The following is a 24858-nucleotide window of genomic DNA, read 5'->3' as shown; positions in this document are numbered from 1 at the left end:
CTTACCGTCATCGATTAGCGGCTAAGCTTGTTCCCATGGATGACTCAGACTACCTGCGCCTGCTTACCATCCAGGCCGAACAAGCCAATGCCTTTCTATCCAACGCCCGCAAGTGGGAGCGGGAGCGGTGGGTGTGCCAGCGCCTGTTGCAGGGGCTGAATATCCCATACCGCAGCGAGGACTTCACCCCGGCCGGCCAGGAGCCCCCGGATGTGCTGTTCCGCGATGCCGCCTTTGAAGTGTTTTTCGTGCTCGACGAAGGCCGCCGCCTCAACGACGAATGGCGCGAAGAGCTGCAGCGTCGGCGCAGTGCGTTTTCCCTGGCCCAGCTGGTGCGCCGCGAAGCCCGCCCCCGGCGCATCGCCGCCGCCGAGCTGCTGGGGCGCCTGGCGCCGACCTTGCGCAAGAAGGCGCACAACTACCGCGAGCGCGGGCTGGACCTGAGCGAGCTGGACATCATCGCCTTTGCCAGCCTCAAGCGCGAAGTGCTGGACCTCAACACCCACTTCCCGCCGCCCACCGAGTACCTGCGCCAGGGCTGGCGCTCGCTGTCGCTGGTCGGGCCGACCTTTGCCCGTGTACTGTTCGCCCACCCCGATGCACCGGACTTTCTGCGTGGCAACCTGGGGCGCAGCATCGTCTTCGACGTGGGCATCAGTCTTTGATCCAGTGCCGAGAGTCTTTGCGATGGCGTAAACTCGGCGCCAGGGATAGAAAGCATTATCATTTGTTTGAAGCGCTTGCATGAACGCTGTGGCGTTCGTGCAGTCACAGACGTCTACCTGACGAGGCCCACCATGACCAGCCGCCTGAACCCGGAAGATCAGCGTCGTGTCGATGAGTATCTGCGAGCCCCCCAGCACCAAGTCGAGCGCCGGCCATTTCGGCCCTGGCTGCTCCTTGCGCTGGTACTGGCCGTGACCATCGGGTTGGGTCTCATCAGCCGCCTGCTGAGTGGACTGGTGCTATGAGCTGCCTTGCGCTCGCCCTCCTCTCTCGCAGTTTGCGGCCGGCCCTTGGGGCCACGAATTCCGTAAACCTTATGAGATATTCCCATGACTCATCGCATCGTGATTGTCGGCGGCGGCGCCGGCGGCCTGGAACTGGCGACCCGCCTGGGTAAAAGCCTGGGCAAGCGCAAGCAGGCCGAGATCACCCTGGTCGACGCCAACCTCACGCACATCTGGAAGCCGCTCCTGCACGAAGTGGCCGCCGGCTCGCTGAACTCCTCGGAAGACGAACTGAACTACGTGGCCCAGGCCAAGTGGAACCACTTCAACTTCCAGCTGGGGCGCATGAGCGGCCTGGACCGTGAAGGCAAGCAAATCCAGTTGGCCGCTACCCTGGATGAAGAGGGCCGTGAGCTGCTGCCTGCGCGCACCCTGGGCTACGACACCCTGGTGATCGCCGTCGGCTCCAACACCAACGACTTCGGCACCTTGGGCGCCGCGCAGCACTGCCTGTTCCTCGACACCCGCAAGCAGGCCGAGCGCTTCCACCAGCAGCTGCTGAACCACTACCTGCGTGCCCACGCCGGCGATGTGGCCAGCGAGCAGATCAGCGTGGCCATCGTCGGCGCTGGTGCCACCGGCGTGGAGCTGGCGGCAGAGCTGCACCACGCGGCCCACGAACTGGCGGCCTATGGCCTGGACCGCATCCAGCCCAAGGACATGCACATCACCATCATCGAGGCTGGACCGCGCGTGTTGCCTGCGCTGCCGGAGCGCATCAGCGTGCCGGTGCACAAGACCCTGGAGAAACTCGGGGTCAAGGTGCTGACCAACGCCGCCGTCAGTGAAGTGACCGAAGATGGCCTGAAGACCAAAGACGGTGAAGTGATCCAGGCCAGCCTCAAGGTGTGGGCGGCGGGTATCCGTGCGCCGGGCTTCCTCAAGGATATCGATGGCCTTGAAACCAACCGCATCAACCAGCTGGTGGTGCGCCCTACCCTGCAGACCACCCGCGACGACAACATTTTCGCCTTTGGTGACTGCGCTGCCTGCCCGCAGCCAGGTAGCGACCGCAATGTGCCGCCACGGGCACAGGCCGCGCACCAGCAGGCTTCGATGCTGGCGCAGAGCCTGAAGGCGCGATTGGAGAACAAGGCACTGCCGACCTACGAGTACAAGGACTACGGTTCGCTGGTGTCGCTGTCGCGCTTCTCGGCGGTGGGCAACCTGATGGGTAACCTGATGGGCAGCGTGAAGCTGGAGGGCTGGCTGGCGCGGATGTTCTACGTGTCGCTGTACCGCATGCACCAGATGGCGCTGTATGGGTTCTTCCGCACGGCTTTGATGATGCTGGGTAGCAAGATTGGTCGGGGCACTGAGCCGCGCCTGAAGCTGCACTGACAGGCCAAAGGGCTTCCCCTGTGGCCGCGGGCTTGCCCGCGAACACGGGCGAAGCCCGTGCCATGCACCGCGCTGCCTTCTTCGCGGGCAAGCCCACTCCCACAGGCGTGGTTGTAATCAGATGCCCGCAGCCTGCACCGAAGGCGCAGTTTTTCGAGGCAAAGAAAAAGGGCATCTCATTCGAGATGCCCTTTTTACATGGTGGGTCGTGTAGGATTCGAACCTACGACCAATTGGTTAAAAGCCAACTGCTCTACCAACTGAGCTAACGACCCAAAAATGGTCGGGGTGAGGGGATTCGAACTCCTGACATCCTGCTCCCAAAGCAGGCGCGCTACCGGACTGCGCTACACCCCGGGTCTTTCAAAAAAAAGGGCATCTCATTGGAGATGCCCTTTTCTACATGGTGGGTCGTGTAGGATTCGAACCTACGACCAATTGGTTAAAAGCCAACTGCTCTACCAACTGAGCTAACGACCCGGAAAATGGTCGGGGTGAGGGGATTCGAACTCCTGACATCCTGCTCCCAAAGCAGGCGCGCTACCGGACTGCGCTACACCCCGAGATTGGCTCCGCGACCTGGACTCGAACCAGGGACCCAATGATTAACAGTCATTTGCTCTACCGACTGAGCTATCGCGGAACTGAACTTCGGTACAACTCCGAAGACTGTGTTCGCTTCGGACCCTTTAGCTTCTCCGCTTTCGCGTTGTCGCTGCTGAGGCCGGCTATTCTACATTCTTCGTTTTGCTTGTCAACCACTTTTTTTCATTCAACTTACTGATTTGTAAGTTGTTTTGCGGTCACCGATGTTGCGGGTGATTCGCTTAGTGCCTGACAACGCGGCGTATATTAGGGGCACTCGTTTTATGATGCAAGCAAAAATTTCAAAATTTTCAGCAAGTTAACCAACAAGCCCGTAAAGCCCCGGATTTGCTGGGGCTGCACGGGCCTCTTCGCGGGTAAACCCGCTCCCACAGGTACTGCACAGGCCTTGAAACGGTAGGTAATCCTGTGGGAGCGGGTTTACCCGCGAAGGGGCCCGCACAGGTAAACAGGCAAAAAAAAGCCCCGCAGATGCGGGGCTCATTTATAGCAGCAATCAGGCAAAGACGATTTCGTCGCCTTCGACCTTGGCGGTAATCGCCGTCCCTGGTACGAACTTGCCAGCCAGGATCAACTGCGCCAGCGGGTTTTCGATCCAGCGCTGGATCGCCCGCTTCAGCGGACGCGCGCCATATACCGGGTCGTAACCCACGGCGATCAGCTTGTCCAACGCCTCCGGGCTCAGGCTCAGCGACAGTTCGCGCTCGAGCAGGCGGCTGCGCAGGCGGCCAAGCTGGATCTCGGTAATACCGGCGATCTGCTCGCGGCCCAGTGGCTCGAACACCACCACTTCGTCGATACGGTTGATGAACTCCGGACGGAAGTGCGAACCCACCGCGTCCATCACTGCCGCACGCTGCGCCTCGCGATCCCCCACCAGCTCCTGAATCTGCGCCGAGCCCAGGTTGGAGGTCATCACGATCACCGTGTTGCGGAAGTCCACGGTGCGGCCGTGACTATCAGTCAGGCGGCCGTCTTCCAGCACCTGCAGCAGCACGTTGAACACATCCGGGTGGGCCTTCTCCACTTCGTCCAGCAGCACCACCGAGTACGGCTTGCGGCGCACGGCCTCGGTCAGGTAACCGCCCTCTTCATAACCGACGTAGCCTGGCGGGGCACCAATCAGGCGAGCCACGGAGTGTTTCTCCATGAACTCGGACATGTCGATGCGCACCATGGCCTCTTCGGTATCGAACAGGAATTCGGCCAGTGCCTTGCACAGCTCGGTCTTGCCCACACCGGTCGGGCCGAGGAACAGGAACGAACCACTCGGCCGGTTCGGGTCGGACAGCCCGGCACGCGAACGGCGCACGGCGTTGGCAACTGCGGTCACCGCTTCGCCTTGGCCGATTACGCGCTGGTGCAGCAACGCTTCCATCTTCAACAGCTTCTCACGCTCGCCTTCGAGCATCTTCGCCACCGGGATGCCCGTCCATTTGGACACCACTTCGGCAATTTCTTCCTCGGTCACTTTGTTGCGCAGCAGCTGGTTCTCGGTCTTGCCGTGCTGGTCGACCATCTGCAGGCTGCGCTCCAGGTCCGGGATCACCCCGTACTGCAGCTCGGCCATGCGGCTCAGGTCACCTTTGCGACGGGCGGCCTCCAGTTCCTGGCGAGCCTGCTCGATCTTTTGCTGGATCTGCGCCGAACCTTGCACTTCGGCTTTCTCCGACGCCCAGATTTCCTCCAGGTCCGAATACTCGCGCTCCAGCCGCTCGATTTCCTCGGTGAGCTTCTCGAGGCGCTTCTTGGCCGCCTCGTCTTCTTCCTTCTTCAGCGCCTGGGACTCCACCTTCAACTGGATCAGGCGACGGTCAAGGCGGTCGAGCACTTCCGGCTTGGAGTCAATCTCCATGCGGATGCGGCTGGCCGCTTCGTCGATCAGGTCGATGGCCTTGTCCGGCAGCTGGCGGTCGGTGATGTAGCGGTGGCTGAGCTTGGCTGCGGCAATGATCGCACCGTCGGTGATGGCCACCTTGTGGTGCACTTCATAGCGTTCTTTCAGGCCACGCAGGATGGCGATGGTATCTTCCTCGCTCGGCTCTTCCACCAGCACTTTCTGGAAGCGCCGCTCCAGCGCCGCGTCCTTCTCGATGAACTGGCGGTATTCGTTGAGCGTGGTAGCGCCAACGCAGTGCAACTCGCCGCGGGCCAGGGCCGGCTTGAGCATGTTGCCGGCGTCCATGGCGCCCTCGCCTTTGCCGGCGCCGACCATGGTGTGCAGTTCGTCGATGAACAGGATGATCTGGCCTTCCTGCTTGGACAGCTCGTTGAGCAGGCCTTTGAGGCGCTCTTCGAACTCGCCACGGTACTTGGCACCGGCGATCAGCGCCCCCATGTCCAGCGCCAGCAGGCGCTTGCCTTTCAGGCCATCGGGCACTTCACCGTTGATGATGCGCTGGGCCAGGCCCTCGGCGATGGCGGTTTTACCCACGCCAGGCTCACCGATCAGCACCGGGTTGTTCTTGGTGCGGCGCTGCAGCACCTGCACGGTGCGGCGGATTTCGTCGTCACGGCCGATCACCGGGTCAAGCTTGCCTTCTTCGGCGCGCTTGGTCAGGTCGACGGTGTACTTGTCCAGGGCCTGGCGCGACTCTTCGGCGTTGGCGTCATTCACCGCCGCGCCGCCGCGCAGGTTGTTGATGGCGTTTTCCAGGGCCTTTTTGCTCACACCCTGGCTGAGCAGCAGCTTGCCGAGCTTGCTGTTCTCGTCCATGGCAGCGAGCAGCACCAGTTCGCTGGAAATGAACTGGTCGCCCTTCTGCTGAGCCAGGCGGTCGGCCTGGTTGAGCAAGCGTGCCAGGTCCTGCGACATGTTCACGTCGCCGGTGGGGTTCTGGATTTTCGGCAACTGGTCGAGTTCTTTCACCAATGCCTGGCGCAGGCTGTTGATGTCGAAGCCAACCTGCATCAGCAGCGGCTTGATCGAACCGCCCTGCTGTTCGAGCAGGGCCTGCAGCAGGTGCACGGGCTCGATGGCTGGGTGGTCCATGCCAACGGCCAGGGATTGGGCATCGGATATTGCAAGCTGAAGCTTGCTGGTCAAACGGTCTATTCGCATGGTGTACCTTCCTTTAAAGGGCAGGTCGGAGCGATGGACAGCGCCTGTTTATGAAGAAACCTGCCTGAGATGACCTTATAGATAAGGGTGATTCTGGAAGATTCAAGCGTAGCGCGGTTGACCGGGGTCAGCTTTCTGGATCAGCGCTGGGGCATTCGCGGATGAATCCGCTCCTACAGGTTTCGCGTTCCCGTGTAGGAGCGGATTTATCCGCGAGAGGCCAGTACAGGCTAGCGCGGGGCCAGCCAGACCAGCGAGGCGAAGCGCCCACCTTGAGGGGTGCGGCGATAGGAGAAGAAGCGGGCATCACTGACCGTGCAGTAGCCACCGCCATAAACAGCCGTCACCCCACGCGCGGCCAGCCGAATGCGCGCCAGCTCGTAGATGTCGGCCATCAACTTGCCTGGCCGCTCGCCGTCGACGAACGCCCTGGCCGCTTCGGGATGCACGGCGGTAAATGCATCGCGCACTTCCAGCCCGACTTCGAACGCCTTGGGGCCAATGGCCGGCCCGAGCCACACCAGCACCTCTTCAGGCGCCAGCGCCAGGCGATCGAGGGTAGCCTCGAGCACGCCGCCTGCCAGCCCGCGCCAGCCAGCATGGGCTGCAGCCACCCGCGTACCGGCGCGATCGCAGAACAGTGCCGGCAGGCAATCGGCAGTCATCACGGTGCAGGCGATGCCAGGCTGGTCGGTCCAGCTAGCGTCAGCTTCGGCCACCACGGCTGGGTCGGCATCGGCCACCACCAAGCCATGCACCTGCTTGAGCCAGGCTGGCTGGATGGTGAATGCGTCGCTCAGGCGACGGCGGTTCTCGACGACTGCGGCCGGGTCATCGCCGACGTGATCGCCGAGATTGAATGTTTCATAGGGCGGCAGGCTGACCCCGCCCTCACGGGTAGTGACGCAGGCGCGAACCGAGGCCGGGGCTGGCCAGTCGGGGATCAGCAGCGACTGCGTCAGGCCGTTCATCCGATAAAGCTCTCGCGGTCCTGGTTGAGCAGCGACAGCAACCAGACGAAATCGTCCGGCAACGGCGATTCCCACTTCATGATTTCACCGGTGATCGGGTGAGCCAAGGCGAGGAAACGCGCATGCAGCGCCTGGCGCGGGAAGGTCTTCACCGCCTCGACCATGGTTGGGCTGGCAGCCGGCGGAATGCGGAAGCGCCCGCCGTAGGTCTGATCGCCAACCAGCGGGAAACCGACATGAGCCATGTGCACACGAATCTGGTGGGTACGGCCGGTTTCCAGCTTCACGCGTACGTGGGTGTGCGAGCGGAAGCGCTTGAGCACACGGTAGTGGCTGACCGCCGGCTTACCGCCGTCGGTGACCGCCATACGCTGGCGCATGCCGCCGTGACGGCCGATAGGCGCATCGATCTTGCCACCGGCGGTGACCACGCCAATCACAATGCATTCGTAGATACGGCTGACTTTACGGGCCTGCATCTGCTCGACCAGCTTGGTCTGCGCCTGCAAGGTCTTGGCCACCACCATCAGGCCGGTGGTGTCCTTGTCCAGGCGGTGCACGATACCGGCGCGCGGCACGTTGACGATGTCTGGCACGTGGTGCAGCAGCGCATTGAGCAGCGTACCGCTGGCATGCCCGGCAGCCGGGTGCACAACCAGCCCGGCAGGCTTGTTGATCACCATGATGTGGTCGTCTTCGTAGACGATATCCAGTTCGATATCTTCTGCGATCCACTCACCCTGGGCCTCTTGCTCGGCCTCCAGGATGAGTTGCGAGCCACCATGGACCGGGTCCCGAGGGCGCACGACCGCGCCATCGACCGTCAGGCGGCCCTCTTTGATCCACGAAGTAAGCCGCGAACGCGAATACTCGGCGAACAATTGGGCGGCGACCTGGTCGAGGCGTTGACCGCCCAGTTCGGACGGGACCTCTGCGCTAAGTTGAATGATCTCGGACATGCTCGATTCGGCGGGCGCACAGCCTTTGGTTTCGGCTGCGAGCTTGTGGTTAAATACGGCTTCTTTTGTCCCGGGGTTTGCCGGGGCGCTCATCATAACAGGACGGCACCGCCCAAGACAGCGGCCGTCAAAGGGACGCAAGCCGCCATGCAAGTGAAACACCTGCTGCTGATCGCCATCCTCGGGCTCACCGCGGCCTGTTCCTCCAATAAGGAAGTCATTGACGAGAACCTCAGTGAGGCCGAGCTGTATCAACAGGCTCAGGCTGACCTGGACAACTCCAGCTACACCAGCGCCGTGAACAAGCTCAAGGCTCTGGAGTCGCGTTATCCGTTCGGCCGCTACGCCGACCAGGCGCAGCTCGAGCTGATCTACGCCAACTACAAGAACTCCGAGCCTGAGGCTGCCAAATCGGCTGCCGAGCGCTTCATTCGCCTGCACCCGCAGCACCCGAACGTCGACTACGCCTACTACCTCAAGGGCCTGACTTCGTTCGACCAGGACCGTGGCCTGCTGGCGCGCTTCCTGCCGCTGGACATGACCAAGCGTGACCCGGGCGCCGCGCGCGACTCGTACAACGAGTTCGCCCAGCTGACCAGCCGCTTCCCCAACAGCCGCTACGCGCCAGACGCCAAGCAGCGCATGATCTACCTGCGCAACCTGCTGGCTTCCTACGAAATCCACGTGGCCGACTACTACCTGAGCCGCCAGGCTTACGTGGCCGCTGCCAACCGTGGCCGCTACGTGGTCGAGAACTTCCAGGAAACCCCATCGGTTGGCGACGGCCTGGCCGTGATGGTCGAGTCGTACCAGAAGATGCACCTGGACGAACTGGCAGCCACCAGCCTGGAAACCCTCAAGCTCAACTACCCGGACCACCCAAGCCTGGTCGATGGCCAGTTCCAGCCCAAGCAGACCGAGTCTGACGGCCGCGGCTGGCTGTCCAAGGCCACCCTGGGCCTGATCGAGACCGACACCCCGCTGCCGCCGGGCGAAACCCGCGCCAACCAGGACGTGGTCAAGCAGTTCCAGGACGCGCGCGACGAGATGCCGCAAGAGCTGCTGCCTAAGGACGAGAACGGCGACCCGATCGTGCCGGCAGGCCCGAAAGAAGCCGAGAAAGACCGCTCGTGGTTCAGCTACATGACCTTTGGTCTGTTCGACTGACACACGCGCAATGAGAAAGGGGGGCCTGAGGCCTCCCTTTTTTTATGGCTGCGTCCTAGACTGTCGGCTTCTACAACCAACAAGCTGGACACCATGGTTCGCCTACTTTTCTGGATCGCCCTGATCGCCGCCGCGTTCTGGCTGTGGCGCAAGTTCAAAGTCAGCCAGCAATCGCACTCCGAGCCGAAGCTCGACGCGCCGCTGAAGATGGTGCGCTGCGCCCACTGTGGCGTACACCTGCCCGATGACCGGGCGCTGCAGCAGGGGAATGACTGGTATTGCAGCCAGGCGCACTTGCAGCAGGGGCCCGGCCAATCGCAGTGATCTTTTAGCTTGGTGAAATGGGGGCTGCTGTGCAGCCCTTTCCGACCGGTCCGGCGCCCGGCAAGGCCGCTCCTACAAGAGGCCGCGATCCCAGTAGCAGCGGCCTCTTGTCGCGAAAGGCCCGCAAAGCGGGCCCAGCAATCTCAGCCCAAACGCCCCTCTGGCTTATAAGGCGCAGGATCAATGATCGGCTCGGCCCCGGTCAGCAAGTCGGTGAACAGCTGACACGAAGCCGGCGCCAGCACCAGCCCGTTGCGGTAGTGCCCGCAGTTCAGCCACAAACCGTCATGCCCAGGCACTGGCCCGATGTACGGAATGCCTTCAGGCGAGCCTGGGCGCAGTCCGGCCCAGTGCGCCACAACCGTGGCATCCTCGAGCTCAGGCAACAGTTCGATGGCCGACGCCTTGAGGCTGGCCAGCGCCTCCTCGGTCGGGGTCTTGTCGTAGCCGGCATGCTCCAGCGTACTGCCCACCAGAATGTGCCCATCACGACGCGGAATCGCATAGCGCCCCCTGGCCAGCACCATGCTCGGCAGGAAGTCTTCGGCACATTTGAACAGGATCATCTGGCCCTTCACCGGCTCGACCGGCAGCTCGAGCCCCAGGGTGCGCAGCAGGTCGCCACTCCAGGCGCCGGCACTGAGCACCACTTCATCAGCCTTGAGCACACCGTCAGCCGTCTGTACGCCAGTCACGCGGCCGTTCTCATGAACGAAGCCGCTGACCTGGCAGTGCTCGCGCAAGGTCACATTGGGCAGCGCCTGCAACGCCGCCTTGAGCGACTTCACCAGCCGCGGATTGCGCACGTTGGCCACACCAGCCATGTAGATCGCGTGCCTGAAGCCCGGGCCAAGCACCGGCACCGCATCGTAGGCTGCCGAGATGTCCACGGCGCTGAGTGGCCGCTGTTCACGCTCGGCCCAGGCCAAGGCCTCGGCTTCGTCGTCAAGGTCGAGCCAGTACAGGCCAGTGGTATGCACCTCGGGGTCGATGCCTGTCGCTGCGCACAGGCGCTCGCCAAGTTGTGGATAAAAGTCCTGCGACCAGTGCGCCAATGCGGTCACCGCCGGGCTATAGCGCCAGGGGTACAACGGCGAAACGATACCGCCACCAGCCCAGGAAGACTCGCGCCCAACTTCGCCCTGGTCACACACCAGCACCTGGCCGACCTTCGCCGCCAGGTTGAACGCGGTCAGCAGGCCGATCACCCCGCCGCCGACCACCACTACTTGCTTGCTCATCTGTCGATCCAACACCTGAAGTAAAACCGCGATGCACGGGCATCATTCAACCTTCAGCTTCCCCAGCAGCGCTCGCTGCTTTCAGTGGCGCCCGGATTGCTCTGCACACCGGCCTGGTCGAGCTGGAAGTCACCACAGCGATCATCGGCCATCAGGCCATCGGGCAGCCGGTGGGCGGTCAGCGTGAAGGTATCGCTGTCGCGCTGGGCCTGCAGGCGGTAATGACGGTTGGCGGCGGGCAACTGCGGGTCGCCTTCGGCGTACTGGCCGGTGCGCACGCGATGGCGCTCCAGGCGCAAGGTGGCGTCATGCAGCAGGCCAACCACTTCGCTGCGTGCGGCTCGCCTGAGCTGGTCGCTGTAACTGGGGTAGGCAATGGCTGCCAGAATGCCGGTCACGGCCACGACAATCAACAATTCGATCAGGCTCATACCTTGCTGCATGTCAGTCTTGCCTCAGTCTCTGCCGCCAGAGAATGCGCTGGGGGGCTTGTGCTTGAGCGGTGGGTACGGCGTATACGGCTTCCAGTACCTGCCTGGCTGCCAGCTGCCGGCTGACGGCTGTTATCCGGTACAAGGTGGCCCACTCACCCTCGGGCATGTGTGCGGCTCGGTCGGTTTCACCCAGGTTCTGTAGCTGAAAGTAACCGCGTTCGTGGTTTTGCCATTGGCCTTGCAGGTCGTGCGGGCGTGGCGGTGGTTGGCAGTCGTTGCACTTCCCTGGCGGCGTGCGCATTAACGCCTCGACGCCAGCTAGCAGCACGGCTTCCGCGTCTTCAAAAGCCTGCAGGCCATCCGTCATGGCGCCGGTCATTCGGGTTTCGATCAGCGCGTCGCGTAAAGCCGAGGCTGCCAGCAAGGCCAGCAGCAGGCTTAGCACCAGAGATAGCAGCAGAACCATCCCGCGTTCACGACTCATGAATCGGACTCCAGATTACGTAGAGCCACGCTTAGTTCATGGCGCTGCTCAAGTTGTAGCGTCGGTTCGAACAACGTCAGCTTCAGGTCAACCCTCCCCCCTTTGGGCGTATCAACGCGGGTCACCTGTAACTTGCGTACATGCTCAATCAGCGATTGGGACCTTCCTTTCCAGATGAACTGCAGGGTGGAACCACGTAGCTCATATCGATGACGGCTGATTCGCAAGGCCATGAGCGTGCCCGGTTTCGACGGGAAATCTTTTTTCACGAGGGCTTCGGTATGGCAGTCAGTCAGCAGTGCCCAGTCAGGCTCGCCTGCATGCTCTGATGACTCGGCGACCACCAACTCCAGGCTGGACGGGCCAATCACCAGTGGCTGGGCAAATGCCTGCCTAGCAATCGGGTCTTCGAAGTCGTCGGGGTTCAGTCGCAGGCAACCGAACATGCCTGCCATGCGGATATCCTGAGCCATACGCAGCAACGCCAGGCGTGCATCATCCTGAAGGCGCAGCGCTGCGCCTTGAAGCCGCCATGCCTGATGGGCAGTGGCAAAGAGCTGACTAGCAGCCGCCAGCACCATCAGCCCGATCGCCAGCGCCAGCATCACTTCGAGCAGACCGAAGCCGACTTGCATGCGCTTCATGGTCGGCCCCGCTCGTTTTCGCTGTGCACCGCAAATGCCGCCTGCCCATCGCGGCGCGCACCGTCAGTCGCTTGCAATGCCTTCAGCTGCATGGCTGCGCAAGCAAAGATGCCAACAGCCACCACAACGACCGACAACAGCACTTCCAGAAGCGTCATGCCCCGCTGTTTCTTGTGCATCCCTGCACCTCCTGCGCCTTTTCCTGCAATTGCCTGGAACTTGGTCGACTGGACCTCATGCCCCATGACCGTGAAGCTATAGCCAAGCACTTCCAGGGAGGAATGCACGGTGAGGCAACGTGGTGTAACACTGATTCAAATGATGTTCGCCCTGGTCATGGCCGTTTTGCTGACGCAACTTGGCATGCCGGCCTACGCGAGGCTGAGCGATGATCTGCATAGAGCGGCCGCAGCCCGGGATCTGGCCCAGGCACTGCGCAGCGCGCGCAGCCACGCCATGCTGCAAAGCCGGGCCGTGCTTGTGCGACCACTGCAAAAAGATTGGAGCAAGGGCTGGGTTGTACTGCTCGAACATAATCAGCAAGTGCTGCGCGAATACAGGCTGACGCGTTCAATGAGAATCGTCGAAAACACCAAGGGACAGGTGAAATTCAGCGCCCTGGGAATGCCAGTGGGGCGATTAGGCGCGACATTGAAAGTTTGTGAGGGCTCTTCAGCGAGCTGCAAATACGAGGTAGTGATATCAAGTACAGGCAAGGTAGACCTGCGCACAAATGAACAAACAAACTCATCGTACGCAGGCCCCTGATTCAGATCAGCGAGCGAACCCGCAGCTCTTTAGGCATGGAGAACGTGATGTTCTCCGGCCGCCCATCAAGCTCTTCGGCGCCGGTGGCGCCCCAGGCCTTGAGTTGTTCAATCACGCCCTGCACCAACACTTCGGGGGCCGAAGCACCGGCAGTGATGCCTACCCGTTGTGCCTTTTCAAACCAGACACGCTGCATGTCCTCGGCACCATCGATCAGGTATGCGGGGGTGCCCATGCGCTCGGCCAGCTCGCGCAGGCGGTTGGAGTTGGAGCTGTTAGGGCTGCCCACCACCAGCAATACATCACTCTCGCCAGCCAGCTGCTTGACCGCATCCTGGCGGTTTTGCGTGGCGTAGCAGATGTCGTCCTTGCGCGGGCCGCCAATGTTCGGGAAGCGCGCACGCAAGGCGTCGATGACGCGACTGGTGTCGTCCATCGACAACGTGGTCTGGGTAACGAAGGCCAGGTGGTCGGGGTCGTTCACCTGCAGTTGGGCAACATCGTCTTCGTCTTCGACGAGGTAGATGGCACCGCCGTTGCTGGGGTCATATTGCCCCATGGTGCCTTCGACTTCCGGGTGCCCTTCGTGGCCGATGAGAATGCACTCACGGCCATCGCGGCTGTATTTGGCCACTTCGATATGCACCTTGGTGACCAGCGGGCAAGTCGCGTCGAACACTTTGAGGCCACGGCCGGCGGCTTCCTGGCGCACTGCCTGGGAAACGCCGTGGGCACTGAAGATGACGATGACATCGTCCGGCACCTGGTCCAGCTCTTCGACGAAGATGGCGCCACGGTTACGCAGGTCTTCCACCACGAACTTGTTGTGCACCACTTCGTGGCGCACGTAGATCGGCGGGCCGAAGACTTCCAGCGCACGGTTGACGATCTCGATCGCCCGGTCGACCCCAGCACAGAAACCGCGAGGGTTGGCGAGTTTGATTTGCATGCTCGGCTCCAGGCTTACAGGGCCTTCACCTCGAGGATTTCCACCTCGAAGCTCAGGGTCTTGCCAGCCAGTGGGTGGTTGAAGTCGATGGTCACCTGGTCGTCGTCGAAGGCTTTGACCACACCCGGCAGCTCGGTGTTGGCAGCGTCGTTGAAGATGATCAACAACCCTTCGGACAGCTCCATGCCTTCGAAGTTGGAGCGTGGCATGACCTGCACGTTCTGTGGGTTGGGCTGACCGAAGGCATTCTCCGGGGCCACTACCACAGTGCGCTTGTCACCGGCCTTGAAGCCGAACAGGGCGCTCTCGAAGCCTGGCAGCAGGTTGCCGTCGCCGACCTTGAAGGTGGCTGGCGCCTTGTCGAAGGTGCTGTCGACGGTGTCGCCGTTTTCCAGGTGCAGCGCGAAGTGCAGGGTGACTTCGGTGTTCTGGCCGATACGGGTGTCAGTCATGGACCGGATCCTCGGACTTCTTGCTCTTGAACATATCCAGCGCCAGCATCACCGCACCAACGGTGATGGCGCTGTCGGCCAGGTTAAAGGCCGGGAAGCGGTAGGTGTTGTGCCAGTGCACCAGGATGAAGTCGACCACGTGGCCAAGCACGATGCGGTCGTACAGGTTGCCGATGGCACCACCCAGCACCAGCGCCAGCGCCACGGCCAGCCAGGTCTCGTTGCGCCCCAGGCGCTTGAGCCAGACGACCAGCACCGAGCTGACCACCACGGCGATCAAGGCGAACAGCCAACGCTGCCAGCCGGAGCTGTCGGCCAGGAAGCTGAACGCCGCGCCGGTGTTGTAGGCCAGGGTCCAGCTGAAGTAGTCAGGGATGACGACGACCTGCTGGTACATGGTCAGGGCATTGTTGAAGTACAGCTTGGTGGCCTGGTCCAGGACCAGGACCAGCAAGCTCAACCAAAGCCATGCAAGGCGCCCGAAGCGCCCCGCCGTAGGGTTAGGCATAGTGGCGCACCTCGCCTTCGCCGGTCAGGTTGTCGACGCAACGGCCGCAGATTTCCGGGTGCTCCGGGTGGCTGCCGACGTCGGCGCGGAAGTGCCAGCAACGGCCGCACTTCACGTGACCGGACTTGACCACCTGCAGCTTGAGGCCTTCGACTTCGGTGGCCACGGCTTCGGCCGGCGCTTGGGCAAACGGCACCACGCTGGCGGCCGAGGTGATCAGCACGAAGCGCAGTTCATCACCCAGCTTGCTCAGGTCGGCGCTCAGGCCTTCCTCGGCGAACAGGGTGACTTCAGCCTGCAGGTTGCCGCCTATGACCTTGGCGGTACGCTGGTTTTCCAGCTCCTTGTTGACCGCGGCTTTGACGGCCATGACGCGGTCCCAGTAGGCGCGGTCCAGTTCGGTGCCTTCCGGCAGCTCGCTGAGGCCCTGGTACCAGCCGTTGAGCATTACCGATTCGTTGCGCTCGCCCGGCAGGTACTGCCAGATTTCATCGGCGGTGAACGCCAGGATCGGCGCGATCCAGCGCACCAGTGCCTCGCTGATGTGGTACAGCGCGGTCTGGCAGGAACGACGGGCAACACTGTTGGCGCCGGTGGTGTACTGGCGGTCCTTGATGATGTCGAGGTAGAAGCCGCCCAGCTCCTGCACGCAGAAGTTGTGGATCTTCGAGTAGACGTTCCAGAAGCGGTACTCGCCGTAATGCTCTTCCAGCTCACGCTGCAGCAGCAGGGTACGGTCCACCGCCCAGCGGTCCAGGGCCAGCATGTCTTCCGGGGCCAGCAGGTCGCGGGCCGGGTCGAAGCCGGACAGGTTGGAGAGCAGGAAGCGCGCGGTGTTGCGGATACGGCGGTAGGCATCGGCGCTGCGCTGCAGGATCTGCTCGGAAACAGCCATCTCGCCCGAGTAGTCGGTCGCGGAAACCCACAGGCGCAGGATGTCGGCACCCAGGGTGTTGTTGACCTTCTCCGGCTCGATGGTGTTGCCCAGCGACTTGGACATCTTGCGGCCGCTTTCGTCCACGGTGAAGCCATGGGTCAACAGCTCGCGGTACGGCGCGTGGCCGTCGATGGCGCAACCGGTCAGCAAGGACGAGTGGAACCAACCGCGGTGCTGGTCGGAACCTTCCAGGTACAGGTCGGCACGCGGGCCGGTGGCGTGGCCGATGTCGTGCGAGCCACGCAGCACGTGCCAGTGGGTGGTACCGGAGTCGAACCAGACGTCCAGGGTATCGGCGATCTTGTCGTACTGGCTGGCTTCGTCACCCAGCAGTTCGGCGGCGTCCAGCTTGAACCAGGCTTCGATGCCCTCTTGCTCGACGCGCTTGGCCACGGCCTCCATCAGTTCGACGGTGCGCGGGTGCAGCTCGCCGGTCTGCTTGTGCAGGAAGAACGGGATTGGTACGCCCCAGTTGCGTTGACGCGAGATGCACCAGTCCGGGCGGTTGGCGATCATCGAATGCAGGCGCGCCTGGCCCCAGGCCGGGACGAACTTGGTCTCTTCGATGGCTTTGAGTGCGCGCTCGCGCAGCGGCTCGCCGGTGCTCGGCTGCTTGTCCATGCCGACGAACCACTGCGCGGTGGCGCGGTAGATCAGCGGGGTCTTGTGACGCCAGCAGTGCATGTAGCTGTGGCTGATGGTTTCGGTGTGCATCAGCGCGCCGACTTCGCTCAGCTTTTCGACGATGGCTGGGTTGGCTTTCCAGATGAACTGGCCGCCGAAGAATGGCAGCGACTCGACGTACACGCCGTTGCTCTGCACCGGGGTGAGGATGTCGTCGTTGACCATGCCGTAGCGCTTGCAGGTGACGAAGTCGTCTTCACCGTAGGCAGGTGCCGAGTGCACCACGCCGGTACCGGCGCCCAGTTCGACGTAGTCGGCCAGGTAGACTGGCGACAGGCGGTCGTAGAACGGGTGGCGGAAGTTGACCAGCTCCAGGGCCGAGCCCGGGGCGGTGGCGATCACCGAACCTTCCAGGTTGTAGCGCTTGAGGCACGCTTCGACCAGTTCTTCAGCCAGCACCAGCAGGCGCTCGCCGGTGTCGACCAGGGCGTACTTGAACTCCGGGTGGATGTTCAGCGCCTGGTTGGCCGGGATGGTCCACGGGGTGGTGGTCCAAATCACGATGGCAGCTGGCTTGGCCAGCGAGGCCAGGCCGAAGGCGGCGGCCAGCTTGGCCTCGTCGGCGACCGGGAAGGCCACGTCGATGGTCTGGGATTTCTTGTCGGCGTACTCGACTTCGGCTTCAGCCAGGGCCGAACCGCAGTCGAAGCACCAGTTCACCGGCTTGAGGCCCTTGAACACGAAGCCTTGCTTGACCATCTCGGCCAGGGCACGGATTTCACCGGCCTCGTTGGCGAAGTTCATGGTCTTGTACGGATTGTCCCAGTCACCCAGCACGCCCAGGCGGATGAATTCGGACTTCTGCCCTTCGATCTGCTCGGCGGCGTACTCGCGGCACAGCTCGCGGGTACGGTCGGCGGTCAGGTGCTTGCCGTGGGTGACCTCGACCTTGTGCTCGATCGGCAGGCCGTGGCAGTCCCAGCCCGGTACGTACGGCGCATCGAAGCCCGACAGGGTCTTGGAGCGGACGATCATGTCCTTGAGGATCTTGTTCAGCGCATGACCGATGTGAATCTTGCCGTTGGCATAGGGCGGGCCGTCGTGCAGGACGAACTTCGGACGATCCTTGCCAATTTCGCGCAGCTTCTGGTACAGGCCAATGCTGTCCCAGCGCTGCAGGATCTGCGGTTCGCGCTGAGGCAGGCCGGCCTTCATGGGGAAGGCGGTGTCCGGAAGGTTTAGCGTGGCTTTGTAGTCGGTCATTTCAGGCTCTTCGTTAGCGGTTGAGCGTGCCAATGTGCACGTGCGGCGGCGATATCCGCATCGATCGCCGACTTCAGCGCCTCCAGGGAGGCGAATCGCTGCTCTTCACGCAGCTTGTGGTGGAATTCCACCGTCAGGCGCCGGCCATACAGATCGCCGGCATAATCCAGTAGATGAATCTCGAGGTGCGGGCGGCCGTCACCGGCCACCGTCGGGCGCACACCAATATTGCCGACACCCGGCCAGGCCTTGCCGTCGATCTCGATGCTGGCCAGGTAGACCCCGGACAGCGGCACACGGCGGCGCTTGAGCTGGATGTTGGCAGTCGGGGTGCCGAGCTGGCGGGCCAGCTTCTGGCCATGCAGCACACGGCCAGTAATACGGTATGGGCGGCCCAACAGATGCTCGGCCAGCTCGAAGTTGCCTTCGGACAGCGCCTTGCGTACTTCGGTGCTGCTGACCCGCAGGCCGTCCTGGATCACGGTGTTGGCGGCTTCGACGGTAAACCCGTACTGCTTGCCGGCAGCGACCAGGAAGGTGAAGTCGCCGGCGCGGTCGCAGCCGAAGCGGAAGTCGTCGCCCACTTCAAGGTGACGCACGCCCAGGCCGTCGACCAGGATTGCCTTGACGAACCCATCGGCGCTGAGCTTGCTCAGGCGCTGGTTGAACGCCAGGCACAGGACACGGTCGATGCCCTCGGCGGCCAGCAGTTCGACCTTGTCGCGCAGGCGCGCCAGGCGGGCGGGTGCAGTGTCCGGGGCGAAGTACTCGCGCGGCTGCGGCTCGAAGATCACCACGCAAGTCGGCAGGCCCAGCTCTTGCCCGCGCTCGCGCAGGCGCGCCAGGATTGCCTGGTGGCCCCGGTGAACCCCGTCGAAGTTGCCAATGGTGGCGACACAGCCCCGGTGCTCGGGGCGCAGGTTGTGAAGACCTCGAACCAGCTGCATAACGCGCTTCTTGCTCATAAAGTGGCCGATTATAACCACACCCGGGCGCTGGTGACAGGCAGCAGCGCCAAGGGGTGGCGTGGAATGCGAAAAACCGACGCCTGACCCGCCTTCTACCTCAATGCAGGGCGTTGCGGGCGAAGTGCCGGGGCCGGAAGCCGCACAGGTACAGGCAACCGAAATAGGTCACCACACCCACTGCGATCAACGCGCCCAGGCGCAGGAACCGTTCAAGCATGTTGCCCTGTTCCCAGGCCGGCAAATAGTGCATGCCTACCAGCAGCACTGCTGCCATCAGGGTGACTGCCAGCACCAGTTTGAGCAGGTACTTCGCCCAGCCCGGTTGCGGCTGGAACAGTTGCTGGCTGCGCAGTTTCCAGAACAGCAGGCCTGCGTTCAGACAGGCACCCAGGCTGATGGCCAAGGCCAGGCCGGCGTGCTGCAGCGGGCCGACCAGTGCCAGGTTGAACAGCTGCGTGCAGACCAGGGTGAAAATCGCGATCTTCACCGGGGTACGGATATTCTGCTGCGCATAGAAGCCTGGTGCCAGCACCTTGACCAGAATGATCGCCAGCAGGCCGACCGAGTACGCAATCAGCGCACGCTGAGTCATCGCGGCGTCGAAGGCGCTGAACTTGCCGTACTGGAACAATGCCACGGTCAGCGGCTCGGCGAGGATCGCCAGGGCCAGGGTACACGGCAACACCAGCAGGAAGCACAGACGCAGCCCCCAATCCATGATTCGCGAATACTCCTCACGGTCCTTGCTGGCGTAGGTCTTGGCCAGGGTTGGCAGCAGGATGGTGCCAAGGGCCACGCCCAGCACACCGGAAGGCAGCTCCATGAGGCGGTCGGCGTAGTACATCCACGACACCGAACCGGCCACCAGGAAGGAGGCGAAGATGGTGTTGATGATCAGCGAGATCTGGCTCACCGATACCCCGAGGATCGCCGGCAGCATCTGCTTGAGCACCCGCCATACGCCCGCATCGCGCAGGTTCAGGCGCGGCAGCACGAGCATGCCGATCTTCTTCAGCGCTGGCAGCTGGTACAGCAGTTGCGCCAGGCCTCCGGCCAGCACGCCCCAGGCCAGGGCCATGATCGGCGGATCGAAATACGGCGTGAGCAGCACGGCGAAGATGATCATCGCCACGTTGAGCAGGGTCGGCGTGAACGCCGGGACGGAAAAGCGGTTCCAGGTATTGAGAATCGCGCCGGCCAGGGAGGACAGCGAAATCAGCAATATATAAGGGAAGGTCACCCGCAACAGGTCTGTGGTGAGCGCGTACTTCTCGGCGCTGTCGACAAAGCCCGGGGCAGTGGCCCAGACCACCCAGGGTGCGGCGAGAATGCCGACGGCCGTGACCAGGGCCAGCACCAGGGTCAGCAGGCCGCTGACGTAGGCGATGAAGGTGCGCGTCGCCTCCTCGCCCTGCTGGGTCTTGTATTCGGCCAGGATCGGCACGAACGCCTGGGAAAATGCCCCTTCGGCAAAGATCCGCCGCAGCAGGTTGGGCAGCTTGAAGGCGATGAAGAAGGCGTCGGTGGCGATACCGGCCCCGAAAACACGGGCCAGGATGGTGTCGCGCACGAAGCCCAGCACCCGCGAAATCATGGTGATGGAGCTGACTGCAGCCAGGGATTTGAGCAGATTCATCGAAAAGATTCACGCCAGGGACAGAGGGCGCTGCCAGACAGCGTCCGAATGTGCGATACTCCCGCGCCTTCGCAGGGGAGCCAAAAAATCCCGAGTTTACAGGTAGCACGGCAGAAAGGAATATTTCCCGCCTGTTGCTGCACCACTCGGCGGAACCCTGCAGGTGGCCTTGACATCCGGTCGACTCATCGGCATGATTCGCGGCCTATTTTGTTTGCTATTTACCTAAAGTCTTTCGAGGAGCTCGACGGTGGCCAACACACCTTCCGCCAAGAAACGTGCAAAACAGGCTGAGAAGCGTCGCAGCCACAACGCCAGCCTGCGTTCCATGGTCCGTACCTACATCAAGAATGTAGTTAAAGCCATCGACGCAAAAGACGCCGAAAAAGCGCAAGCCGCTTACGTTCTGGCTGTGCCTGTAATCGACCGCATGGCCGATAAAGGCATCATCCACAAGAACAAAGCTGCTCGCCACAAAGGCCGTCTGAATGGCCACATCAAGGCGCTGAAAGAAGCTGCAGCTGCCTAAGCGACGTTCTTGTCGAAAAAACCGGCCCTAGGGCCGGTTTTTTTATGCCTGCAATTCAAGGCTCACGCGATCCTGGTGAGAGCGGGCTTACCCGCTCCCACTGGAACCGCGCCAGCCTTGGAACTTACTTGGCGATCTGGATCTTCGGTGCCCACTGCAGCCAGGCATCCTCTGGCTTCTCGAACAAGGCGAAGGTTTGCTGCGGCCGCGCCGGATTGCCCATCTGCTCGCCCTCAGGCGTGGCGAAGGCAATACCGCCATCGATGAGCGTCTCAAGCGACTCGGTACGCACCGTGGCACCCTTGAACAGCCCCCAGTCGAAGCCGAACCCACTGCTGTTCCAGAACCTGCTGCCACCGCGCACCAGGGCGGCATAACGCGGCTCGATCAGAATATGGATCAACACGCGATCCGCAGTCTGACCAAGCTCGAAACCGGTCACCTTGCCGACCGCCACCTCGCGATAGGTAACAGGCACGCCCGGCTTGATCGAACCACGGCGCGGCGCACTCAGCGTCAACGGCAGGCCCACTTCCTCGCCTACGACTTCAGGCGCTTCGCTCAACGCGATGAAATCACGCTGCGGCCCCTTGTCCTTCACCGCTGGCTGCACTTCGATGTACTGCCCGCCAATCAAGGTATCGAGGTTCTCGGTCCGCACCAGCCCAAGTGCCGGCTTGACCACCCAGAACTGCGTGCCCGCCCGGGCAATACGATCAGCCGCCTCGGTAATGCGTGCTCGCAGCAGTACCGCCTGCAGGTCTTTTGTCAGGTCCACACTCTCGACGCTACCGACATCCAGGCCACGGAAGCGGATTGGCGTGCCAGGCTTAAGACCATCAGCACGGTCTACCCGTATGGTGACCAAGGTACCGGTGCGGTTCACCGCCTCTTGGCTTTCCAGCAGGCGGAAACGTGGGATATGGCGTTTGAGCGCAACATTGGGCGTGGGTGTATCGAAGGCGATGCCCCCGGCCATGAGCGTCTGCAGCGACTCACTCTTGATCTTGATGCCCGACAGGCCGCCGGTCAGGGTAATACCGCTGACATTCCAGAACCGCGAGGAGCCGTTGACCAGGTTTTCGTAGTCCTTTTCGATATGCACACCAATCAGGATACGGTTGCTGTTGCGGGCAAACTGGTAGCTTTGCACGCTACCGACCTTGACCTGGCGGTACATCACCGGGCTGCCGATCTCCAGCGAGCCCAGCGTATCGGCGAACAGCACCAGGTGCAGGCCTGGGGCCTTCAGGTCCAGCGGCGGCGCCTTGGGCCGGGCCTCGAACTCGCGCTGCGGCTTGGCGCCTTTTTCGCCTGGGCGAATGGCGATGTAGTTACCTTTGACCAACGCTTCCAGGCCGGTAATACCCGCCAGGGAAATGGACGGTTTGACCACCCAGAACTGCGTACCCTCGACCAGATAGTCCTCGGTCAAGGGGTCCAGCGTCAGCTCGGCCGTGGCGCTGCTCAGGTTGTCTTCCATCTTCAGGGCTTTCAACGAACCGACCTGAATACCTTTGTACATGACCGGCGTACGACCGGCCTGCAGGCCTTCATAGTCGCTGAGCTTCACCTTGACGCGGATACCTGCCTGGGCCGCATCGAAGTCTTCATACAAGCGGAACGGCAGGCTCGGGTCTGTAGGCGGGCTGTCCTTGCGATACTCGGGCGTGGCAAAGGCGATGCCGCCAGCAACAATGCTCGACAGTGACTCGCTGCGCACCTTCACGCCCGACAGGTCAGCGTCGATGCTGATGCCGCTGGCATTCCAGAAGCGCGTGTGTTTGCGCACCAGGCTGGCGTAGGCCGGTTCGATGAAGACCTTGACCTCGACCGTGCTCTGGTCGTCAGACAGGCGATAGCTTTTCACCCGGCCAACCTGAATCTGCTTGTAAAACACCGGGCTGTCACGATTGAGCGAGCCTAGGCGGTCGGCCTTGAGCGTCAGGTGCAGGCCAGGCTCACTGTCGGACAGTGGTGGCGCGACCTTGAGTGCGTTAAAGCGCTTGGTCGGCTCGCCTTCACCCGGGCTGACAGCGATGTAGTTGCCGGATACCAGCGTCTCCAGACCAGAGATACCAGCCAGACTGACACTTGGCTTGACCAGCCAGAACCGTGTGCCCTTGGTCAGGTGCGGTTCGGCGGCCTTGTTCATCTCGATGGTGGCGATTACCCCCTGGTTCTCACCCTTTGCATCCAGCACCAGCTTCGTGACCTTGCCAACCGGCATACCTTTGAAGATCACTTCGGTCTTGTTGGCGACAATGCCCTCGCCAGTCTCGAAACGCACTTCGATTTCCACGCCAGCATCACGGTAGGCCTGCCAGGCCAGCCAGCCACCGATCATCAGCGCGATCAGCGGCAGGATCCAGATCGCCGACCAGTTCGACGCAGGGCGGGTTTTAGCCGTTGGCATGTCACTCATGGTCGTCATCCGACTCCGTGTTATCCCAGATCAGTCGGGGATCGAAAGTTAAAGCAGCAAGCATTGTGAGGATCACCACAGTAGCGAAGGCGACAGCGCCCAGGTTGGCTTCGACACTGGCGATACGGCCAAAATTCACCACCGCCACCAGAATGGCGATAACGAAGATGTCCAGCATGGACCAGCGCCCTATGAACTCGATGAAGCGGTACATCAGGATTCGTTGCCTTGCCGACAGCGGCTGACGGCGCTGGACCGAATACAGCAGCAGGCCGATACCCACCAGCTTGAAGGTAGGCACCAGGATGCTGGCAATGAAAACCACGGCGGCAATTGGCAGCATGCCGTGCTTGAGCAAGGTGATGACGCCGGACATGATGGTGTCGCCGCTACCCTGCCCCAATGTACTGACCGTCATGATCGGCAACAGATTGGCTGGTATGTACAGAATCGAGGCAGTGATCAACAACGCCCAGGTACGGATGATGCTGTTGGGTCGCCGCGCATGCACGACGGCGCCGCAGCGCGTGCAGGTCTGCGAATCGCTCTCGGCGTCCTGGCGGTTCAGCTCATGGCACTCATTGCAAACCAGAATGCCTGCATCAATCGCCCGCATGGAGATCCTCCCCCGACAATGCGCTCCAGATCTGGTGTGGCGACATCACCACTTCGAGCCAGACCTGGATCAGCAACAGGCTGATGAAACAGAACAGGCCAAGGCCAATAGTCAATTCGGCCAGGTCGACGAGTTTGACGATCGCCACCAGCACGCCCATGAAATAGACCTCGAGCATGCCCCAGTCCCGCAGGTGGTGATAGACGCGATAGAACAGCAGACCGTAACTGCGCCCGACATTCAGGCGGATGCTCAGCAGCACGGCCAGCTGGCACAGCAACTTGAGCAAGGGGATGGCCATGCTGCACAGGAACACCACCACGGCCACGCCACGCATTTCCGAGTTATACAGACCTAGCACACCACTCCAAACGGTGTCGTCCGAAGTCTGACCAAGAAGGTGCAGCTGCATGATGGGCAGGAAGTTGGCTGGCACGAACAGCAGCAGGGCCGTCAGCACCAAGGCCAGGCTGCGGCTGACCACATTGTGCCGGTGGGCGTACAGCTCATAGCCACAGCGTGGGCATTGGGCTTTTTCGTCATGCTGCAGCACCGGCTTGCGCATCAGCAGGTCGCACTCGTGGCAGGCGACCAGTTCGTCCAGCGGCAACTGCTCTAAGGCTTGGGTTTCGACGGGATCGGGCATCTCGAGATTCTGAATAGGTACGTCAGCTCTATTCTAGTGGTCTCAGCTCAAAATGTGGGAGACGACTAACGCCTGCCATGGATCCAGAAAGACAAAACCCCTACCTGCATGCGCAGATAGGGGTTTTGCGAAATGAATCTTGACGATGACCTACTCTCACATGGGGAAACCCCACACTACCATCGGCGATGCATCGTTTCACTGCTGAGTTCGGGATGGGATCAGGTGGTTCCAATGCTCTATGGTCGTCAAGAAATTCTGTAGCCAGAATGTCCAGATGGACAGCCCAGCGAAT

General features: G+C 62.0%; 24 protein-coding genes, 5 tRNA genes and 1 rRNA gene. 7 read left to right on the top strand and 23 right to left on the bottom strand.

The window, feature by feature from the left end; translation table 11 throughout:
• The first annotated feature begins 35 nt into the window (after window positions 1–35).
• The 3 genes from H040_RS19690 (at window position 36) to H040_RS19680 (ending at window position 2351) form a co-directional block, all read left to right on the top strand.
• A complete protein-coding gene (locus H040_RS19690) occupies window positions 36–665 on the top strand; it encodes a DUF1780 domain-containing protein (RefSeq protein WP_027918232.1) in 630 nt (209 codons plus the stop codon).
• A gap of 132 nt (window positions 666–797) precedes the next feature.
• Complete coding sequence (locus tag H040_RS19685; protein WP_003247547.1) at window positions 798–971, top strand: DUF3094 family protein; 174 nt, start codon at window positions 798–800, stop codon at window positions 969–971.
• Window positions 972–1055: 84 nt separating this feature from the next.
• Window positions 1056–2351, top strand: coding sequence for an NAD(P)/FAD-dependent oxidoreductase (locus H040_RS19680; protein WP_027918231.1), 1296 nt, complete (start codon window positions 1056–1058; stop codon window positions 2349–2351).
• 199 nt (window positions 2352–2550) lie between these two features.
• Here the strand turns inward: H040_RS19680 and H040_RS19675 are convergent.
• From H040_RS19675 to rluD, 8 genes are all read right to left on the bottom strand, one after another.
• A tRNA-Lys gene (locus H040_RS19675) sits at window positions 2551–2626 on the bottom strand.
• A 5-nt stretch (window positions 2627–2631) separates the two neighbouring features.
• A tRNA-Pro gene (locus tag H040_RS19670) sits at window positions 2632–2708 on the bottom strand.
• A 47-nt stretch (window positions 2709–2755) separates the two neighbouring features.
• Window positions 2756–2831 (bottom strand) — tRNA-Lys (locus H040_RS19665).
• Window positions 2832–2837: 6 nt separating this feature from the next.
• Window positions 2838–2914: transfer RNA gene (locus H040_RS19660), tRNA-Pro, on the bottom strand.
• A gap of 4 nt (window positions 2915–2918) precedes the next feature.
• A tRNA-Asn gene (locus tag H040_RS19655) sits at window positions 2919–2994 on the bottom strand.
• 459 nt (window positions 2995–3453) lie between these two features.
• Window positions 3454–6018 carry an ATP-dependent chaperone ClpB gene (gene clpB, locus H040_RS19650; protein ID WP_027918230.1) on the bottom strand — a complete coding sequence of 855 codons (2565 nt, stop codon included), beginning with the start codon at window positions 6016–6018 and terminating at the stop codon, window positions 3454–3456.
• Window positions 6019–6248: 230 nt separating this feature from the next.
• Complete coding sequence (gene pgeF, locus H040_RS19645; RefSeq protein ID WP_027918229.1) at window positions 6249–6989, bottom strand: peptidoglycan editing factor PgeF; 741 nt, start codon at window positions 6987–6989, stop codon at window positions 6249–6251.
• The gene (gene rluD, locus H040_RS19640) at window positions 6986–7948 is read right to left on the bottom strand and encodes a 23S rRNA pseudouridine(1911/1915/1917) synthase RluD (RefSeq protein ID WP_027918228.1); all 963 of its coding nucleotides are present in this window, start codon (window positions 7946–7948) and stop codon (window positions 6986–6988) included. The genes pgeF and rluD overlap by 4 nt, the downstream gene beginning before the upstream one ends.
• A 147-nt stretch (window positions 7949–8095) precedes the next feature.
• Here rluD and H040_RS19635 point away from each other — a divergent pair, with 147 nt between their 5' ends.
• On the top strand, window positions 8096–9115 hold the full coding sequence (locus tag H040_RS19635; RefSeq protein WP_027918227.1) for an outer membrane protein assembly factor BamD: 1020 nt from the start codon (window positions 8096–8098) through the stop codon (window positions 9113–9115).
• Between the two features lie 93 nt (window positions 9116–9208).
• The gene (locus tag H040_RS19630) at window positions 9209–9439 is read left to right on the top strand and encodes a PP0621 family protein (RefSeq protein WP_027918226.1); all 231 of its coding nucleotides are present in this window, start codon (window positions 9209–9211) and stop codon (window positions 9437–9439) included.
• A gap of 143 nt (window positions 9440–9582) precedes the next feature.
• Here the strand turns inward: H040_RS19630 and thiO are convergent, their stop codons facing one another.
• Genes thiO through H040_RS19605 form a run of 5 tightly spaced genes read right to left on the bottom strand, consistent with a single transcriptional unit; the run spans window position 9583 to window position 12421 of the window.
• The gene (thiO, locus tag H040_RS19625) at window positions 9583–10680 is read right to left on the bottom strand and encodes a glycine oxidase ThiO (protein WP_027918225.1); all 1098 of its coding nucleotides are present in this window, start codon (window positions 10678–10680) and stop codon (window positions 9583–9585) included.
• Window positions 10681–10733: 53 nt separating this feature from the next.
• A complete protein-coding gene (locus H040_RS19620) occupies window positions 10734–11123 on the bottom strand; it encodes a type IV pilin protein (protein ID WP_027918224.1) in 390 nt (129 codons plus the stop codon).
• Between the two features lies 1 nt (window position 11124).
• Complete coding sequence (locus tag H040_RS19615) at window positions 11125–11598, bottom strand: hypothetical protein (protein ID WP_027918223.1); 474 nt, start codon at window positions 11596–11598, stop codon at window positions 11125–11127.
• Complete coding sequence (locus H040_RS19610; RefSeq protein WP_027918222.1) at window positions 11595–12242, bottom strand: PilW family protein; 648 nt, start codon at window positions 12240–12242, stop codon at window positions 11595–11597. The genes H040_RS19615 and H040_RS19610 overlap by 4 nt, the downstream gene beginning before the upstream one ends.
• Window positions 12239–12421, bottom strand: coding sequence for a prepilin-type N-terminal cleavage/methylation domain-containing protein (locus tag H040_RS19605; protein WP_027918221.1), 183 nt, complete (start codon window positions 12419–12421; stop codon window positions 12239–12241). Before H040_RS19605 ends, H040_RS19610 begins: the two co-directional genes overlap by 4 nt.
• A gap of 109 nt (window positions 12422–12530) precedes the next feature.
• On the opposite strand from H040_RS19605, the gene H040_RS19600 reads away from it, so the two are divergent.
• A complete protein-coding gene (locus tag H040_RS19600; protein ID WP_027918220.1) occupies window positions 12531–13010 on the top strand; it encodes a GspH/FimT family pseudopilin in 480 nt (159 codons plus the stop codon).
• A gap of 1 nt (window position 13011) precedes the next feature.
• On the opposite strand, the gene ispH is transcribed toward H040_RS19600, so the two are convergent.
• The 6 genes from ispH to murJ all read right to left on the bottom strand — a co-directional run bounded on the left by ispH (window position 13012) and on the right by murJ (window position 20347).
• Window positions 13012–13959, bottom strand: a complete 948-nt coding sequence (ispH, locus tag H040_RS19595) for a 4-hydroxy-3-methylbut-2-enyl diphosphate reductase (protein ID WP_027918219.1) — start codon at window positions 13957–13959, stop codon at window positions 13012–13014.
• 14 nt (window positions 13960–13973) lie between these two features.
• Complete coding sequence (fkpB, locus tag H040_RS19590) at window positions 13974–14411, bottom strand: FKBP-type peptidyl-prolyl cis-trans isomerase (RefSeq protein ID WP_027918218.1); 438 nt, start codon at window positions 14409–14411, stop codon at window positions 13974–13976.
• Window positions 14404–14919 carry a signal peptidase II gene (gene lspA / locus H040_RS19585; protein ID WP_027918217.1) on the bottom strand — a complete coding sequence of 172 codons (516 nt, stop codon included), beginning with the start codon at window positions 14917–14919 and terminating at the stop codon, window positions 14404–14406. Before lspA ends, fkpB begins: the two co-directional genes overlap by 8 nt.
• A complete protein-coding gene (ileS, locus tag H040_RS19580) occupies window positions 14912–17743 on the bottom strand; it encodes an isoleucine--tRNA ligase (RefSeq protein ID WP_027918216.1) in 2832 nt (943 codons plus the stop codon). Before ileS ends, lspA begins: the two co-directional genes overlap by 8 nt.
• Window positions 17740–18690, bottom strand: a complete 951-nt coding sequence (gene ribF, locus H040_RS19575) for a bifunctional riboflavin kinase/FAD synthetase (protein ID WP_027918215.1) — start codon at window positions 18688–18690, stop codon at window positions 17740–17742. The genes ileS and ribF overlap by 4 nt, the downstream gene beginning before the upstream one ends.
• 118 nt (window positions 18691–18808) lie before the next feature.
• Complete coding sequence (murJ, locus tag H040_RS19570; RefSeq protein WP_027918214.1) at window positions 18809–20347, bottom strand: murein biosynthesis integral membrane protein MurJ; 1539 nt, start codon at window positions 20345–20347, stop codon at window positions 18809–18811.
• Window positions 20348–20597: 250 nt separating this feature from the next.
• Between murJ and rpsT the strand changes: the two genes are divergently transcribed.
• A complete protein-coding gene (gene rpsT, locus H040_RS19565) occupies window positions 20598–20876 on the top strand; it encodes a 30S ribosomal protein S20 (RefSeq protein ID WP_003247625.1) in 279 nt (92 codons plus the stop codon).
• A gap of 124 nt (window positions 20877–21000) precedes the next feature.
• On the opposite strand, the gene H040_RS19560 is transcribed toward rpsT, so the two are convergent.
• The 4 genes from H040_RS19560 to rrf all read right to left on the bottom strand — a co-directional run bounded on the left by H040_RS19560 (window position 21001) and on the right by rrf (window position 24816).
• Window positions 21001–23301, bottom strand: a complete 2301-nt coding sequence (locus H040_RS19560) for a PqiB family protein (RefSeq protein ID WP_027918213.1) — start codon at window positions 23299–23301, stop codon at window positions 21001–21003.
• The gene (locus tag H040_RS19555) at window positions 23294–23917 is read right to left on the bottom strand and encodes a paraquat-inducible protein A (protein ID WP_027918212.1); all 624 of its coding nucleotides are present in this window, start codon (window positions 23915–23917) and stop codon (window positions 23294–23296) included. Before H040_RS19555 ends, H040_RS19560 begins: the two co-directional genes overlap by 8 nt.
• The gene (locus H040_RS19550; protein WP_027918211.1) at window positions 23904–24563 is read right to left on the bottom strand and encodes a paraquat-inducible protein A; all 660 of its coding nucleotides are present in this window, start codon (window positions 24561–24563) and stop codon (window positions 23904–23906) included. The genes H040_RS19555 and H040_RS19550 overlap by 14 nt, the downstream gene beginning before the upstream one ends.
• Before the next feature lie 137 nt (window positions 24564–24700).
• A 5S ribosomal RNA gene (gene rrf / locus H040_RS19545) occupies window positions 24701–24816 on the bottom strand.
• Between the last annotated feature and the right edge of the window lie 42 nt (window positions 24817–24858).

Source organism: Pseudomonas sp. URMO17WK12:I7 (genome assembly GCF_003269045.1).
Classification (GTDB): domain Bacteria; phylum Pseudomonadota; class Gammaproteobacteria; order Pseudomonadales; family Pseudomonadaceae; genus Aquipseudomonas; species Aquipseudomonas putida_J.
The sequence above is the reverse complement of the archived record's forward strand: the minus strand, read 5'-3'. Positions and strand labels throughout refer to the sequence as shown.